The sequence below is a fragment of the Nocardia sp. genome (assembly GCF_025465275.1).
In the GTDB taxonomy this organism is placed as follows: domain Bacteria; phylum Actinomycetota; class Actinomycetes; order Mycobacteriales; family Mycobacteriaceae; genus Nocardia.
In genome coordinates, this window is record NZ_JAODNK010000233.1 from 25937 (window position 1) to 42196 (window position 16260).

Annotated in this window: 15 protein-coding genes; 5 read left to right on the top strand and 10 right to left on the bottom strand. The window is 68.1% G+C overall.

The genetic code is table 11. From position 1 onward, the window contains the following. Positions 1–132: 132 nt before the first annotated feature. Positions 133–288: a hypothetical protein gene (locus JWN03_RS44495; RefSeq protein WP_297628854.1), complete on the top strand. Its 156-nt coding sequence runs from the start codon at positions 133–135 to the stop codon at positions 286–288. An 11-nt stretch (positions 289–299) separates the two neighbouring features. Here JWN03_RS44495 and JWN03_RS44500 read toward each other — a convergent pair whose 3' ends face one another. From JWN03_RS44500 to thiO, 6 genes are all read right to left on the bottom strand, one after another. After that, entirely contained in the window at positions 300–1067 is a 768-nt protein-coding gene (locus JWN03_RS44500) for an adenylate/guanylate cyclase domain-containing protein (RefSeq protein ID WP_441343180.1), read from the bottom strand. 532 nt (positions 1068–1599) lie between these two features. Beyond that, on the bottom strand, positions 1600–2358 hold the full coding sequence (locus tag JWN03_RS44505; RefSeq protein ID WP_297628855.1) for an ABC transporter permease: 759 nt from the start codon (positions 2356–2358) through the stop codon (positions 1600–1602). Further along, positions 2358–3302, bottom strand: coding sequence for an ABC transporter ATP-binding protein (locus tag JWN03_RS44510; protein ID WP_297628856.1), 945 nt, complete (start codon positions 3300–3302; stop codon positions 2358–2360). Before JWN03_RS44510 ends, JWN03_RS44505 begins: the two co-directional genes overlap by 1 nt. A gap of 143 nt (positions 3303–3445) precedes the next feature. Next, a complete protein-coding gene (locus JWN03_RS44515; protein WP_297628857.1) occupies positions 3446–4210 on the bottom strand; it encodes a thiazole synthase in 765 nt (254 codons plus the stop codon). Continuing rightward, complete coding sequence (thiS, locus tag JWN03_RS44520) at positions 4203–4415, bottom strand: sulfur carrier protein ThiS (RefSeq protein ID WP_297628858.1); 213 nt, start codon at positions 4413–4415, stop codon at positions 4203–4205. Before thiS ends, JWN03_RS44515 begins: the two co-directional genes overlap by 8 nt. Next, entirely contained in the window at positions 4412–5530 is a 1119-nt protein-coding gene (gene thiO / locus JWN03_RS44525; RefSeq protein ID WP_297628859.1) for a glycine oxidase ThiO, read from the bottom strand. The genes thiS and thiO overlap by 4 nt, the downstream gene beginning before the upstream one ends. A gap of 137 nt (positions 5531–5667) precedes the next feature. Between thiO and thiE the strand changes: the two genes are divergently transcribed. After that, the gene (gene thiE / locus JWN03_RS44530; RefSeq protein WP_297628860.1) at positions 5668–6372 is read left to right on the top strand and encodes a thiamine phosphate synthase; all 705 of its coding nucleotides are present in this window, start codon (positions 5668–5670) and stop codon (positions 6370–6372) included. Between the two features lie 107 nt (positions 6373–6479). On the opposite strand, the gene JWN03_RS44535 is transcribed toward thiE, so the two are convergent. Then, positions 6480–8684, bottom strand: coding sequence for a molybdopterin-containing oxidoreductase family protein (locus JWN03_RS44535; RefSeq protein ID WP_297628861.1), 2205 nt, complete (start codon positions 8682–8684; stop codon positions 6480–6482). A 3-nt stretch (positions 8685–8687) separates the two neighbouring features. After that, entirely contained in the window at positions 8688–9362 is a 675-nt protein-coding gene (locus tag JWN03_RS44540; protein ID WP_297628870.1) for an NUDIX domain-containing protein, read from the bottom strand. 134 nt (positions 9363–9496) lie between these two features. Between JWN03_RS44540 and JWN03_RS44545 the strand changes: the two genes are divergently transcribed. Genes JWN03_RS44545 through JWN03_RS44555 form a run of 3 tightly spaced genes read left to right on the top strand, consistent with a single transcriptional unit; the run spans position 9497 to position 14212 of the window. Further along, the gene (locus JWN03_RS44545) at positions 9497–10828 is read left to right on the top strand and encodes a hypothetical protein (protein ID WP_297628862.1); all 1332 of its coding nucleotides are present in this window, start codon (positions 9497–9499) and stop codon (positions 10826–10828) included. Beyond that, complete coding sequence (locus JWN03_RS44550; RefSeq protein WP_297628863.1) at positions 10825–11844, top strand: glutamate ABC transporter substrate-binding protein; 1020 nt, start codon at positions 10825–10827, stop codon at positions 11842–11844. The genes JWN03_RS44545 and JWN03_RS44550 overlap by 4 nt, the downstream gene beginning before the upstream one ends. A gap of 1 nt (position 11845) precedes the next feature. Then, positions 11846–14212, top strand: a complete 2367-nt coding sequence (locus JWN03_RS44555; protein WP_297628864.1) for a serine/threonine-protein kinase — start codon at positions 11846–11848, stop codon at positions 14210–14212. Between the two features lie 201 nt (positions 14213–14413). Here JWN03_RS44555 and JWN03_RS44560 read toward each other — a convergent pair whose 3' ends face one another. Further along, the gene (locus tag JWN03_RS44560) at positions 14414–15610 is read right to left on the bottom strand and encodes an acetate kinase (protein ID WP_297628865.1); all 1197 of its coding nucleotides are present in this window, start codon (positions 15608–15610) and stop codon (positions 14414–14416) included. Next, positions 15607–16260 (bottom strand): phosphate acetyltransferase (pta, locus tag JWN03_RS44565; protein WP_297628866.1); only part of this gene is annotated, 654 nt, incomplete at its 5' end. The genes JWN03_RS44560 and pta, both read right to left, overlap by 4 nt.

The following is a 16260-nucleotide window of genomic DNA, read 5'->3' on the forward strand; positions in this document are numbered from 1 at the left end:
CCTGTACACCCGCGCATCTTCGCGGCAGTCGGTTACAGGGTCACATCGCCTCAGAAAAAAATCAAGCCTGCGTGCTTGTTAATTCACGAGCCGCTTCGCACCGGGCCGGCCGGACCAGGCAAACTGGGTCGGGTGTCCTCAGATGTCAGCGTGATCGTGCTGCTAGCCCTGGCCGGCTTCCTGCTCGGCGGGGCCTATTCGACCTGGAAGACCCTCCGCCCACTCGCCATCGCACTCGGCGTGGCCGGAGTGCTGGCGGTCGGGGGCGCGATCCTCTACGTGATTTAGCTAATAGTTAGCTACTCGCCGTCCAGCCGGAAGATGCGCAGATCCTCGGGCACGCCGCTGAGCGGGGCCGCGAAGAAACTGCGGCGATAGGGCTTCACACCGAAACCCAATTCCTCGAGCGTCTCGGCGTGCAGGGAATCCAGGGTGGCCGCCGACATCATGGTGTTGCCGTTTCCACCGGCCTCCATGACCCGTGCGGCGATCGTGACGTCCAAACCCAGCCAGTCCCCGCCGATCTCCCGCGGCGTGCCCGTGTGCAGGCCCATCCGCATCTGCGGGCGATAACCGCCGACGGTGACCCCGGTCAGGTTCTCCTTGGCCGCCACCGCGGCCCGTACGGCCCGGTCGGCGGACGGGAAGACCGCCATCAGGCCGTCACCCATGCGCTTGATGACCGTGCCGCCGCGATCGGCGATGGGCGGCTCGATGGCCTTGGCGACCCGGCGCAGCAGCTCCAGAGTCTGTTCGTCACCGGCGGTCAGGGACCAACTGGAGAAGGCCACCAGATCGGTGAACATGATGGTGATCTCCTGCGTGCCGCGACCCTTGCCGACCCGTTCCAGCATGGCCTGCCAGACCTGCAGCGCACCCAGCCCCAATTCGCGTGCGGCGCTGGGCGAATCACCGACCAGCTTGTCCGCGGCGCGGGCGACCGCGCGCGCACCGCCGGGACCGGACACCGACAGCGGATCGCCGAAGGCGGGATCGCCTGGGAGGTTCTCGCGGGCCTTGCGGATGGCGCCGATGAGGTCACCGCGCGCATTGGCCGCGGAAACCAGTCCCGACAGCTGGCCGGGGAAACGCCGGCGACCGGGAGCATCGTCGGGCTCGTCGCTGTCGTCGACCGTTTCGGTCGGGACCAGCGGGATGACCAGGTCGGGGTCGATGCGGGGGGCGCGCGCATCACGCGCGCGAGCACCGTTCGCCTCACGCGACCGGTTGCGATCGGTGCCCAATCCTTCCGAACGGGAGGCGTCGGATGCGCGTTCGCCGTCGTCGGAGGGTCGTTCGCTCACGCCCAGAGCGTATCTCAGCGCTTGATCTCCGGATGGATGAATGATTGCCACCTGCACACCTTCCGATCGGTCTGAGCGGCCACATCGTTGGGCCCGCCGATGTATGGAGTGTTTTGGTTGCTGGGACGATGCTACCGAGCCCGGTATTCGATGGCCAGCCGCATTCGAACGGAATGACGGTATTCACACACTGTTCTTCCGCACACATGACATCGGCCCGATACGGACTGGTTCCGTATCGGGCCGATGGTCGCCGCCGAGCCGGGCAGTGGCCGGCGGCATCCCCGGGCAGGGTCTATGCGTCGCGCTTGTTCACCATGAACAGTGCCGCGCCGAAAATGATCGCGACGAAGGCCGCGAAGTACAGCAGGCTCCCCCACGGGCCCCAATGCCAATCGGTGCTGCCGCCGTCCGACACCGAATAGAAGTGCGACGCGTTGGCGAAGGGCATGAACGCGCCCACATTCCGGCCGAAACTGCCGAAGGCGCTCAGCAGCGACTCGATTACGGTGGGCCACAGGATGATCAGCGAAATGGCGGCGGCCGTCTGCCGGACCAGTACGCCGATACCGACCGCGAGCAGCACCGCGAGGAAGGCATAGATGGCCGGGCCGTAGATCGCCCGCGCATTGGCCGAGGACGACAGTTCCAGCGCGGAACCGCCGCTGGAACCGGTGATGATCTTGGCCAGGCCGAAGGCCAGCAGCGTCAGCACACCGATGAGCACCGCGCCGTACACGCCGATCATGAGTGCCTTGGTGGTGAGCACTTTGTCCCGGGCCGGAGTGGCCAGGAAGGTGGACTTGATGGTGCCGAACCGGTATTCACTGGTCACCGCCAGTGACGCCAGAATCATCAGCACCAGCACGCCGAAGCCGCTCACGCCGCCGACGACGTTCGTCACACTGAGCGGCGGCGAGTCGGCCTTCGGATTGCGATTGACCGCCGCGATCAGGGCGGCGAAGCCGAGACCGAGCGCCACGATAATGGCCGAGCACCACCACGGCGACCGGGTCGAGGTGAGCTTGATACGTTCCGCTGCGAGCACGCCCATCAGAGCGCCCCTCCCATCACCTGGTCGAAACCTTCGCCGTGGTACTCCACCGCGCTGCCTGTCATCCGCATGAACGCCTCTTCCAGCGAGGCGCGCTGCGGCGACAACTCGTAGAGCGTGATGTCGTTGGCGCCGGCCAGTTTTCCGACCGCGTCGGAGGTGGCGCCGGTGACGATCAGGGCGGCGCCGGCGGCGTCCGCACCCTCCTCGCGCACCGTCATACCGCCCGAGGTGAGCACGCTGCGCAATTGATCCAGCTGCGGACTACGCACGCGCACAGACTGTTCCGAGGCGCGCTCGATGAAATCCTTGGTGGAGACGTCGGCCATGAGCTTGCCCCGGCCGATCACGATGAGTTGCTCCGCGGTCTGCGCCATTTCGGACAGCAGATGGCTCGACACCAGCACGGTGCGGCCCTCGGTCGCGAGTCGCTGCATGAAACGCCGAATCCACAGAATGCCTTCGGGATCCAGGCCGTTCACCGGCTCGTCGAACAGCAGCACCTTCGGATCGCCGAGCAGGGCGCCGGCCAGGCCGAGTCGCTGCGACATGCCGAGCGAGAAACCGCCCGCATTGCGATTGGCGACCTCCGCGAGACCGACCAGCCGCAGCACCTCCTCGACCCGCGAGGCCGGAATGTCATTGGATGCCGCCATCCAGCGCAGATGCGAACGCGCCGAACGGTTCGGATGCACCCACTTGGCATCCAGCAGCGCACCGACCTCTTCCAGCGGGCGCTTCAGAGCTCGATACGGCTTACCGTTGATGAGCGCCGTACCGGACGTCGGATCGTCCAACCCCAGGATCATCCGCATGGTGGTCGACTTGCCCGCCCCGTTCGGGCCGAGAAAGCCGGTCACCAGACCCGGACGCACGGTGAACGTAAGATCCGACACCGCAACGGTCTGCCCGTAATGTTTGGTCAGGCCCCTCAGTTCGATCATGCTGCCCAGTCTTCCCGAAGAAGTGGCCGGGCACTATCGACCCGAGGTCGCGCGTCGCATCCCCCTCGAGGATGACCTGGTCCCGAGCTCCCCCGAGGATCATCCCCCGCGACGGCACCCGACGGCAACGCAATTCCGGCAGGTCATATCGCGGGTGAGGACGCCTGCGCCCAGAAGCGCTTCGGGATGCGGCCAGCCTCGCGGGCGAGCAGGCCGCCCTGCACGGCATGCGCCATGGCGGCGGCCATCATCGCGGGCCGGCGGGCGCGCGTGACGGCCGTGGCCAGCAGCACCGCGGAACAGCCGAGTTCCATGGCCAGCGCGGCATCACTGGCGGTACCGATGCCCGCGTCCAGAATGATCGGGACGCCCGCGGCGGCGACGATCATCTCGATATTGTGCGGATTGCCGATGCCCAGACCGGTGCCGATGGGCGAGCCCAGCGGCATGACGGCGGCACAGCCGATGTCCTCGAGCCGGCGGGCCAGCACCGGATCATCGGTGGTGTAGGGCAGCACGGTGAAACCGTCGTCCACCAATTGCTCTGCGGCACTGACCAGTTCGATGGCGTCCGGGAGCAGCGTGCGCTCGTCGGCGATCACCTCGAGCTTCACCCAGTCGGTGCCGAGTGCCTCGCGGCCGAGCTGTGCGGTGAGCACCGCCTCGGCGGCGGTGCGACAGCCCGCGGTATTGGGCAGCGGCGCAATCTGCAAGCGCTTCAACAGATCCAGCACTCCGGTACCGCCCGCGGCATCCACCCGGCGCATGGCGACCGTGGTCAGTTCGGTGCCCGAGGCGATCAGCGCCTCCTCCAGCACTGTGAGGTTCTCGGCGCCGCCGGTACCCATGATCAGGCGGGAGCCGAATTCCCGGCCCGCGATCACCAGCGGCGTGATCGGGCTAGCCACCCTGCACCGCCGTCAAAACCTCGATCTCCCAGCCACGTTCGACCTGCTGATCCCAATTGGATTTGGGGAACAGGGCGCCGTCCACCGCCACCGCGACGCCCTGGGACGGCAGGTTCAGCCGCTCCAGTAGCTCGCGCACCGTGGGCGCCTCGGCGAACGAGTGATCCTCACCGTTCACTGTGACGCCGATCGGGATAACAGTCATCGAATTCCTCCTGGAGAAATCGGGGCATCGGTGCGGGTGGGCCGGGTTTCGGCCGGGCCTGGACGGGCGAAACGACCGGGGTCGGCGGCCGCGGCCTCGGGGAGCTCGGTATCGGCGAGCAACGCGAGTACCGCGTCGACGGTGACGGGCGTACCGAGAATTCCATTGCGGCCGTGGCCGGTTGCGGCGATCACGCGGTTGTCCAGGTAGCCGATGAGGGGGACGCTGTCCGGGGAACCCGGACGGGAACCCGCTGCGGCTTCGGCGAATTCGTATTCACCGATGCCCGGGAGAATCGCCTCGGCATCGGTGATGAGGTCGCGTACCCCGGCGACCGTCACGGCGGTATCGAAACCCTGCTCGTATTGGGTTGCGCCCAAGACGATTCCGTCACTGCGCGGGACCAGGTAGATGGGGCGGCCGTGCACGCGCGCCCGGATCACGCCCTGCGGCGGGGTGGGTGCGCTCGGCCGGCGGCGCAGGCGCAGGATCTCGCCCTTCACCGGACGGACGGGGAGGCCCGGCCACAGGGTGGCGGCGGCAGCGCCCGCGGCGAGCACGATCCGATCGTGCGGGAGGTCCGCCAGGGCCGTCACCTGTTCGGCGCGAAATTCGACTCCGGCGGCGATGCAGGCCGCGCGTAAGGCAGTCACCAGGGCGCGGTTGTCCACGGCCGGTTCGGACGTCGAGAGCAGACCGGCGCGAACCGTGCGGGCGAGGCCGGGTTCGGCTTCTCGAACACCGGCCCGATCCAGCAGTTGCAGCGCATGACCGTGCGAATTGACCCAGTCGGCGATGGTGCGCAGATCGGCCGCGTCGGCGGCATCGAGGGCGACGCTGAGGGTGCGGGTCGCGGTGAACAGGTCCGCACCCGTGCGGGCCCGCAGGCGCGCGGCGAAATCAGGCCAGCGCGCGAGCGAGGCGGCCCCGAATTCGAGGGCGCCGTCCTCGCCGGGCCAGCCCTCGGAGAGGGGCGCGAGCATGCCGCCCGCGACCCAGGAGGCGCCGGTCCCGTGTGCCGGATCCAGCAGCGTGACCGTCCAGCCCGATTCGGCGGTGCGCCAGGCCACCGAGAGCCCGATCACACCTCCGCCCACGACGGCCAGAGTCCGCATCTGGTTCCACCTCACTACCCGGACATACCGGGAACTGCAATTGCATCTGTAAGCACATCCGATGTAAACGCCTGTTCACGTATAACCGACCGCGAGGCATTCCACATGCCCACGGTAGCGCGACTACGGTCTGGGACGTGCAGCCCTCCCACCCCGGCCGCCCTGCGGCACCGCGCGAACGTCTGGCCGACGCGCGCCTGTATTTGTGCACCGACGCCCGGCGGGAAAAGGGCGATTTGGCCGCCTTTGCCGATGCCGCGCTCGCCGGTGGCGTCGACATCATCCAGCTTCGAGACAAGGGTTCGCCCGGGGAGCAGCAGTTCGGCTCGCTCGAGGCGAAGGCCGAACTCGGCATCCTGGCAGAACTGAAGGCGGCCGCCCGCCGCCACGGGGCGCTCGTCGCCGTGAACGACCGCGCCGATATCGCGCTCGCCGCCGGAGCCGATGTCCTGCACCTCGGCCAGGCTGATCTACCGCCCTGGTACGCCCGCCGCATTCTCGGCCCCGATGTGGTCATCGGGCGCTCGACCCATAATCGCGCCCAGGCCGGGCTGGCCGCTGTCGACGAACATATCGACTATTTCGCCACCGGCCCGGTGTACGCCACCCCGACCAAGCCTGGACGCCAGCCCTCGGGGCTGGACCTCGTTCGCTCCACCGCCGAATCGCACACCACCCGCCCCTGGTTCGCCATCGGCGGCATCGACGACGCGCGACTACCCGAGGTACTCGCCGCCGGTGCGACCCGAATCGTGGTGGTACGCGCCATTACCGCCGCCGCCGACCCCGAAGCCGCCGCCCGCGCGCTCAAGCAGCGCATCCTCGACAACCTCGACCGCTGAGGACCACCCCGTCGCCCCGGCATGCTTGTGGCCGGGACCCACACAGCGGATGGATCGGCTGCTCGCTGTGGATTCCGGCCACAAGCGCGCCGGAATGACGGAAGAATTCAGCCGGCAGACAACGGGTCCAGGCGGATCGGGACGCCATTGAGGTTCGACATGCCCGCGAGGCGTTCGACATCGGCGATGTCGGTCGACATCAGGTCGTTGACATTGGCGCCGCCCGCCGCGTTCGCGCGCTGCCAGCCGCCGTTGTGGCCCCAGCCGTGCGGGATGGCCACCGCACCCTCGGTCATGTCTTCGGTCAGGCGAGCGGTCACCTCGATAGAGCCGTGGGCGGAGGTCACCAGGCAGCGGGCGCCGTCCGAGATGCCTGCCACGGCAGCGTCTTTTGGGTTGATGCGGGCGGCGTGGGTGCGGTCGCCGCGCATGAGCAGCTCGGAATTGTGCATCCAGGAGTTGTGGGATTTCAGCTCCCGCATGCCGATCACGCGGAGCGGGTAGGCCGGGTCCACCTGGGGAGTCTCGAGGGCGCGGAGTTCGGCGAGAATCTCCTGCGGAGCCAGGTGTACCCGATTGTCCTTGTGCTGCACTATTTCCCGGAGCACACCCGTGGTGACAGCATCGGACAGCACCAGGCCGTGCGGGTGGCGGCGGAGCATGCGGAGGCTGAGGCCGCCGCGGCGCAGGCCGAACCAGTCGCCGTACGGACCGGTGCGGATGGCCAGATCGGCCAGGAGCTTCGGGGTGGGACGGGCGGAGCGGCCGCCGGGCAGGCCGCGCAGGCGGCTCAGCAGGCCACCGGCGGCGGCGGGACCGACCACGAAGGGCTGCACGCCGATTCGGGTGGCGATATCGTCGATGATGCGCCATTCCTCACGGGCCTCGCCATACGGCTCCAGGACCCGCTCGGTGTACTGGGTGTACGGGGTGGGAGACAGCGCCGTGAACGGCAGCGGAATGTCGTCGCGCTCCAGGAAAGTGGTGGCGGGGAGGATGTAGTCCGCCATTCGATTGGTGTCGTTCAGGTAGAGGTCGATCGAGACGAACAGGTCGAGTTGTGCCAGGGCGGAAGACAATTCGCGGCCGTTGGGGACCGAGGACACGGGATTGCCGGCCGAGGTGAACAGCGCGCGCAGCTGACCGGGGCCCGGAGTGGTGATCTCCCGGGCCATGATGGCGGCCGGGAAGGTGCCCAGCACATCCGGGAAATCGCCTATGCGGGAACGGTTCTTGCCGTAGCCGATGAGGCCGAGGCGGGCATTGAGCTTGGAGACGGCCACCAGTTCCTTACCGAATACCGAGCCGCCGGGCGCATCCAGATTGCCGGTCACCAGCGCCAGCGCATCGATGAGGAAGGCGACGAGGGTGGCGTGCCGGCCCAGGCAGGTGCCGGTGCGGCCGTAGACGGCGGCCCTGCCGGCGCGGGCCAGATCGCCGGCCAGGGTACGCACCCGGTCCGGTTCCAGGCCGGTCACGACGGCGGTCGCTTCCGGGGTGAATCGGCCGACCGCATCACGTAATTCGCGCACTCCGGCGGCTTGGCGGCGCAGGGCCTGCGCATCGGCCAGTCCCTCCGTGAAAATGACCTGGAGCAGGGCGGCGAGCAGCCAGGCATCGCCGTCCGGCCGCACGCCGACGTGCTCGAACAGGCGCGCGGTCTCCGTCCGGCGCGGATCGACCACCACGACCCGGCCGCCGCGTTTGGTGATGGCCGTGAGCTTCTCCCGGATACGCGGCATGCTCATCGCACTCCCGTGCGAGACAACGGGATTCGCGCCGAGCATGAGAAGGAAGTCGGTGCGGTCCAGATCCGGGACGGGCACCGAGGTGAGCGAACCGTACAGCAGCTCACTGGCAACGAAGCGATTGTTGATGTCCTGCGAGCCCGCCGAATACACGTGCCGCAGACCGGCCGCCAGCTGAAAACCGACCAGCCACAGCGTATGTGAATAGGAGAAGGTGGACGGATTCCCGAAATACCAACCGAGACTTTCCCGTCCATGCGCGCCGATGACGGTGCGCAGCCGGGCGCCGATATCGTCGAGCGCCTCCGCCCACGAGACCCGCTCGAAACCGGCAGTACCCGATTCACTGCCCGCCGTGGTCACCCTCCGCATCGGATACAGCACCCGATCCGGATCGTTCTGAATCTCGGTGAACGCGATGCCCTTCGGGCACGCATTGCCCCGCGATAGCGGGTGCTCCTTATCGGCACGCAGCCGCACCAGTTTCCCGTCCTCGACGGTGGCGATCAGCCCGCAGAGTGGTTCACAGATCCGGCAGTATGTGGGAATCTCACGCTGGCTCACGCCTCAAGACAACACCTGAGCCAGCGTGAGGAACAACACATTTCCGGCCATATCGGCCACATCGGAGCCCGTCTCGGCCGCGCCGATCCGTGCTGTGCGGGCATCACCGTTGCCGCCGGAGCACAGCCACAGGAACTCCGCGTCGGACAGTTCCAGGGTGCGTGGCAATGCGGCCGCCACCGCTGCCGGATCATCCACCCCGTCCAGGCTCACCCGGGTCGGGGTGGCACGCAGCAGCGGCCAGGCGGCGGCGAAACCGGGATGCAGGGGCCGGGCGTCCACCTCGTCCTCGGGCACCCATGCCAATTCGGTGGATTCGAGATTGACCTGCGTGCGCAACCGGGTGACCGCGTCGGCAATGACCGTGGTGTATGTCCAGCCGCTGTCCGCGACGGCGGTGACCCGCGAGGCCCGCACCCGGATGGACCCGGCGGTGATGCCGGCCTCCTCCTCGGCCTCCCGGACGGCCGCGTGCACGGTGGTCTCATGGCTGTCGCGGGCACCGCCGGGCAGCGCCCAGGTGCCGCCCTGATGGCTCCAGGCCGCGCGATGCTGCAGCAGTACCGCCGATCCCCCGTCCACGAGCGGGGCGCGCAGCAACAGTCCGGCAGCACCGAAGCGTCCCCATTGACGGGTGCCATCGGGACTTTCGGCCCAGCCGTCGCCGTCACCACGCATACTTCGCAATCCCATCTTCGGACCGCACCGCGATAACTGCCGGGTGTTCCCGCGTCACGGCACAGGTACGTCCACAATAAGCTCATTCGACAGCAACAAGTCGATCGTCCGGTTTCGGTCAGTGGGAGGTGAATATGGTTCGCAACGAGGAACTGCGGCTCGACGAGCTGTCGCCGCGGGCCGCGGCCGCCGCCGTCCGGGAACGATTCTCGTCGACCGATATGCGGACATTCGCACACTCCTCACCGGCGAAATTGATCGCGGTGGGGTTGGTCTTGCTGGGCATGTGCCTGGCCGCCGGCGTGGTCACGGCCAGTGCCGTCAACAACCGCCAGCACGCACTCGATTCGCTTTTGGATCAGTCCGAGCCGGACGCCTATTCGGCGCAGCGGCTCTATACCTCGCTGTCGGTGGCCGACGCCTCCGCCGGCACCGCGTTCATCTCCGGCGGGCTGGAACCGAAACCGGTGCGGGACAGGTACAACCAGGCGATCGGCGAGGCGGCGGCGGAGCTGGTGACGCAGTCCGATCGCAGCGGCGGGGATACCGACACCGATCTGCGCGCCGGGATAGCCACCGGGTTGCCTGTGTACAGCGGACTGGTGGAGACGGCACGCACCGACAATCGCAACAGATTGCCCGTCGGCGCGGCCTATCTGAGCGAGGCGTCCAACCTCATGCAGTCGACCATGCTGCCGATGGCGCAGGAACTGCAGGAGCATCGCGCCGCCGCCATCACCGCGACCCAGCACCATCATGTGCAGCCGCCGTGGCCGGCGATCATCCTGCCGCTGCTGGCGGTCGCGGCTCTCGTCACCTCACAGCTGTTCCTGTTCCGGCGCTGGAATCGGGTGCTCAATCCCGGACTGCTGCTGGCCACCACCATTATGGTGGCGCTGCTGGGCTGGACGGTGCTCGCGGGCTTCATCTCCGCGGTCTCCACCACCCACTCCCGCGACGACGGCAGCGTCCCCACCGCGGCACTCACCGAGAGCCGCATTCTCGCGCAGCAGGCCCGCGCCGCCGAAACCCTGAAGCTGGTGCGCCGCGACACCAGCGCCGAATACGACAACACCTTCGACCAGGCCACCACTAAACTGAGCGGCATTCTGGCCGGTTATTCGAAGGACGCACCGGGCGCGAGCGAGGTGAAGACCGCGAGCGACGCCCTGAGTCATTGGCGCGCCGCGCACCAGCGCATGAACGACGCACTCTCCCGAGGCGACTTCATCGGCGCGGGCGCGGTCGCCACCGGACCCGGCGCGAACGAGGCCACCGCCCAGGTGGACACCCTCGACCATGCCCTCGGCGACGGCATTACCGACAGCCGGAACACGTTGCGCACCAACGCCTCCCATGCCGCTCGTACCCTCGATCTGCTGGCGCCCGGCGCGCTGGTGCTGAGCACCGCGGCGGCCGTACTGGTGGCGGCCGGCCTGTGGCCGCGACTGCGGGAGTACCGATGAGGCGGCGGCGCGCACCTTCGGGCGGCCGTCCTGCCGCCCGGGCGACCTGGCGACCGGCGGTGGCCGCGCTGACCCTGTGCACCGTCGCGCTGGCCACGGGCTGTGCCGAGAACTCCGCTCCCGCACCGCAATTGCCACGGGTGCCCAGCTATGTCGAACCGCCGCTGCCCTCGGGAGCCACGGTCGCGCCGGCCAATGCGGCCGCACCACCGGCACCGGTGAATTGCGGTGACCCGACCGCGAGTCTGCGGCCCACCGGCGCCCGGACCGGGCCAGATCTCGATGCCATCCGCAGTCGGGGGCGGCTGCTGGTCGGGCTCGATCCGGGCAGCAATCTGTTCAGCTTCCGCGATCCGACCACCGGGGCACTCGCCGGATTCGATGTGGAGATCGCCAGGGAAGTGGCGCGGGATCTGCTCGGCAGTCCGGATCTCATCGAGTACCGCATCCTCGGTTCCGCCGAACGGGAACGCGCGCTGCAGGAGCACACCGTCGATATCGTGGTGAAGACGATGACCATCAATTGTGATCGGCGGCAACGGGTTACGTTCTCCACCTCCTATCTGCAGGCGCATCAGCGGGTGCTGACCGTGCGCGATTCCGGCGTCACCGGGCTCGCGGATCTGGCGGGCAAACGAGTGTGCGTGGTGCCCGGCACCACCTCCCTCGATCTGGTCCGCGCCCAGCAGCCCGCCGCCTCCATCGTCACCGTGCCCAGCTGGGCCGACTGCCTGGTGGTGCTGCAGCAGCGCCAGGCCGATGCCATCAGCACCGATGACACCCTGCTCGCCGGATTGTCCGAGCAGGACCCGCAGACCGAGGTGGTCGGCCCCGACCTCAGCACCGAGCAGTACGGCATCGGCATCTCCAAGGGCTCCGACGATCTGGTCCGCGCCGTCAACGCGACGCTGGAGCGCATTCGCGGTGACGGCACCTGGAACCGTCTCTATCAGCGCTGGCTCGCAAGCGAACTCGGCGATGCCGCGGTCCCGCCACCGCCCAGGTATCAGGACTGAGATGAGCGAACCGAACGATATCGGTGAGCCGACCCGGGCCTCGCAGCGCGCGGGCGAGGAGGCGCCACCGACCCAGGCCACCGAACGCTTGGACGGCGGCGGTCCGGCGACCCGCTCCACCGAACGGCTGAGCGATAATGGCGCCGCAGCGCCCGCAGAGCCGGAACCGACTGTGGTGGAGGGAAATTCGGCAGAGGTCCGGACACCCACCCGGCCTTCGCAGCGCACGGCGCGCATGTCGCGGCAGCGGCCGGTGGTGCGGCGGCTCGGGGCCGGACTGGTACCCATTCCGGCGGTCACGCCGGTGGATCCGGAACAGGCGGTGCTCGCCGATCCGGAGGTGTCCGAGGGACGCCGATTCTGCTGGCGTTGCGGCAAACCCGTGGGACGGGCGAGCGCGACGCATCCCGCGCATGCCGCGGGCACGTGCGAAACCTGCGGGGCGCCTTATGATTTCCGGCCGTCGCTGCACCAGGGCGATGTGGTGACGGGCCAGTACGAGATCCAGGGCTGTATCGCGCACGGCGGCCTGGGCTGGATCTATCTCGCCATCGACCGGAATGTGAGCGACCGGTGGGTGGTGCTCAAGGGCCTGTTGCACTCCGGTGACGCCGAGGCGCAGGCGGTGGCGGTCGCCGAACGGCAGTTCCTGGCCGAGGTCGCGCATCCGAGCATTGTGAAGATCCACAATTTTGTGGAACATCCGGGGCCGGACGGATCGCCCATCGGCTACATCGTCATGGAGTACGTGGGCGGGCATTCCCTGCGCGATCTGCTCGATCAGCATGTGCGGCCCGAACGCATGCCGGTGGCCGAGGCCATCGCCTATGTGCTGGAAACCCTTCCGGCACTGGAGTATCTGCACTCCGGCGGGCTGGCCTACAACGATCTCAAACCCGACAATGTCATGGTCACCTCCGAGCGGGTGGAACTCATCGACCTGGGTGCGGTGGCGCAGTTCGAGGCGTACGGAAACCTGTACGGCACCAGGGGTTATCAGGCGCCGGAGGTCGGGCAGACCGGGCCGACCGTGGCCTCCGACATCTACACGGTGGGCCGCACACTGGCCGTGCTCACGCTGAATCTGCCGATGGAGAAGGGCGCCTACGTCGACGGCATCCCGGACCCGAAGGATCAGCCGGTACTGGCCCGCCACGAGTTCTTCCATCGACTGCTGCTGCGCGCCACCGATCCGGACCCGGACCGCCGATTCGGGTCGGCCCGGCTGCTCGGCAGTCAGCTCATGGGTGTGCTGCGGGAAATCCTCGCCGTCGAACTCGGCAATGAACATCCGCAGCTCTCCACCCTGTTCAGCCCGCCCCGCACCAGTTTCGGGACCGGGGAGTTCGTCGCCCAGACCGACGGCATCATCGACGGCATCGCCCGCAGCACGCTGCTGCGGGCGCGCGATGTGGTGGCCGCGCTGCCCGTGCCCATCATCGATCCCGCCGACCCGTCCGCACCGCTGCTGGCCGGCGCCGCGCATCCGGAACCCCGGCACGCCCTGGACGAACTGCGGCACTCCCGTCAGCGAGCGGCGGCCGAACCGGGCGGTGCGCCGGACACTTTCGAGATGGAGGTGACGCTGGCCGAGGCACGCGCGCATCTCGATCTGTTCGAGCCCGGCGCCGCCCGCCTGGTGCTGCAACGCCTCACCGGCACGCCGGAGGCCGCGGATTGGCGCACCGACTGGTATCTCGGCATGACCGAACTGCTGGAACAGGACTACGAACGCGCCTTCGCCCGCTTCGACTCGGTGCTGCAGGCCGTTCCGGGCGAGATCGCGCCCAAGCTGGCCCTGGCCGCTACCTCGGAACTCACACTGCAGCACTGGGATTCGCCCGAGCCGGAGGAGTGGCGGGCCTTCGCCGAGAACTATTACGCCACGGTCTGGCGCACCGACCGGGGTGTGGTCAGCGCCGCCTTCGGCCTGGCCCGGCAACTCGCGGCCGCCGGCGATATCAGCGCCGCGGTGCACGCCCTCGACGAAGTCCCGCCCGCCTCCCGGCACTATGCCGAAGCGCGGATGACCGCCGTGCTCATGCTTTTGACCTCGGCTCCCGTCGAGGAACTCGACGAATCCACGCTGTATGTGGCCGCCGCCCGGGTGCAGGCGCTGCCGGCCGGCGAAGGCCGCGCGGCCCAATTGCGCGTCCTGGTACTGGGGACCGCCCTGGGATGGCTACAGGCCGGTCGCATTCCGAACACATCGGACACCAAGATCTTCAGTGCACCGTTCACCGAACGAGAACTGCGGCGCGGCATCGAAACCGGCCTGCGCGGCCTGGCCCGTTCGGCTCCCGGCCGCAGCCACCGCTACGCGTTGATCGACCTGGCCAATGCGGTGCGCGCCAAATCCTGGATCTGAACGGGGACCGGAAGGTCCCCGTGTCGCGCTGCGGTGATCCTCGGGGCAGCCGAGGAGTCGGCGGTTCTGGCGAGGGAAGGTCAGTTCCTACCGCAGCTGTGCGTGTGCGACACGGGTTCCGGTGGCGCCGGAGGAACCGGACCCGAGTACCACTGTGTCAGTGGGATCGTGAGGTTTTCGTGAAGGATCACAGCATGAAGTTCAGCCGACCAGGCGCGCGGCTGCGCGGGCGATGGCCAGCTCCTCATTGGTGGGCACGACCAGCACCGCCACCTCGGCGCCCTCGGGTGAGATGTACTGGGCGGACCGGTCTTTCGCGGTATTGCGCTCCGGGTCGACGCTGATGCCGAAGCGCCCGAGATCGGCCAGGGCCGCCGCGCGCACCTTCGCATCGTTCTCACCGACGCCCGCGGTGAAGGTGATGGCATCCACCCGGCCGAGCTCCACCAGGTACGCACCGATATAGCGGCGGAGCCGGTGGATGTAGACGTCGAAGGCGAGTTGCGCTGCGGCATCACCGGTTTCGATGAGGCGGCCGAGTTCGCGGAAGTCGTTCACCCCCGAGAGGCCCTTGATCCCGGATTGCCGGTTGAGCAGGGCATCCACATCGTCGACATTCATATCGGCGGTGCGGATCAGGTGGAAGATGATGCCGGGATCGAGATCACCCGAGCGAGTGCCCATGACCAGGCCCTCGAGCGGGGTCAGGCCCATGGTGGTATCGACGGCCTTGCCACCGCGAATGGCGGAGGCGGAGGCGCCGTTACCGAGGTGCAGCACAATCTGATTGAGCTCACCTCGGTCGCGACCGAGGAATTGGGCGACCTGACCCGAGACGTACTCGTGCGAGGTGCCGTGGAAGCCGTAACGCCGCACACCATGTGCGGCAGCGATTTTCGCGTCGATGGCATAGGTCTTGGCGGCGGCGGGCAGGCCGTGGAAGAAGGCGGTGTCGAACACCGCAACCTGCGGCACGTCCGGCAGCAGCTTGCGAGCACTCTCGATGCCGACCACATTGGCCGGATTATGCAGCGGTGCAAGGGAAGACAGATTGGCAATGGCCTCGACCACCTCATCGGTGATGAGCGTCGGCTCGTAGAACACCTCACCGCCGTGCACCACCCGGTGCCCGACCGCGCGCAAACCCTCGTCGGCCAGGTCGTGCCCGCTCTCGGCGAAGATGTCGAAGACCAGCCGCAGTCCGGCGGCGTGATCGCCCACTTCCCCGTCGTGCTCGAAAGTCTTTCCGTCACTCTGATGTTCGATGCTGGGCGAGCCCGCGGCGACCGGTTCGCCGATGCGCTGCACCACGCCGGAGGCGACCACATCCGCCGATTCCGGGTCCAGCAGTTGGTATTTGATGGACGAGGATCCCGAATTGATCACCAGGACCTTCACAGTGCCTCCTGCTGAGCCTGAATGGCGGTGATCGCAACGGTATTGACGATGTCGGCGACCAGCGCACCACGCGAGAGGTCGTTGACCGGCTTGCGCAGACCCTGCAGCACCGGGCCGATGGCCACAGCGCCCGCGCTGCGCTGCACCGCCTTGTAGGTGTTGTTGCCGGTATTGAGGTCCGGGAAGATGAAGACCGTCGCCTGCCCGGCCACCACCGAATCCGGCAGTTTGGTGCGCGCCACGGTCGGTTCGATGGCGGCGTCGTACTGAATCGGGCCCTCCACCAGCAACTCCGGCGAACGCTCGTGCACCAGCTTGGTGGCGGTCCGCACCTTCTCCACATCGGCGCCGGAGCCGGATTCGCCGGTCGAGTACGACAGCATGGCCACCCGCGGCTCGATGCCGAACTGGGCGGCGGTCTTCGCCGAGGAGATGGCGATATCGGCCAGCTGATCCGAGGTCGGATCCGGCACCACCGCGCAGTCGCCGTACGCGAGCACCCGGTCCGCCAGGCACATGAGGAAGACACTCGACACGGTGGAGACGCCCGGTGTGGTCTTGATGATCTCGAACGCCGGGCGAATGGTGTGCGCGGTGGTGTGCGCGGCGCCGGACACCATGCCGTCGGCGACACCCATATGCACCATCAT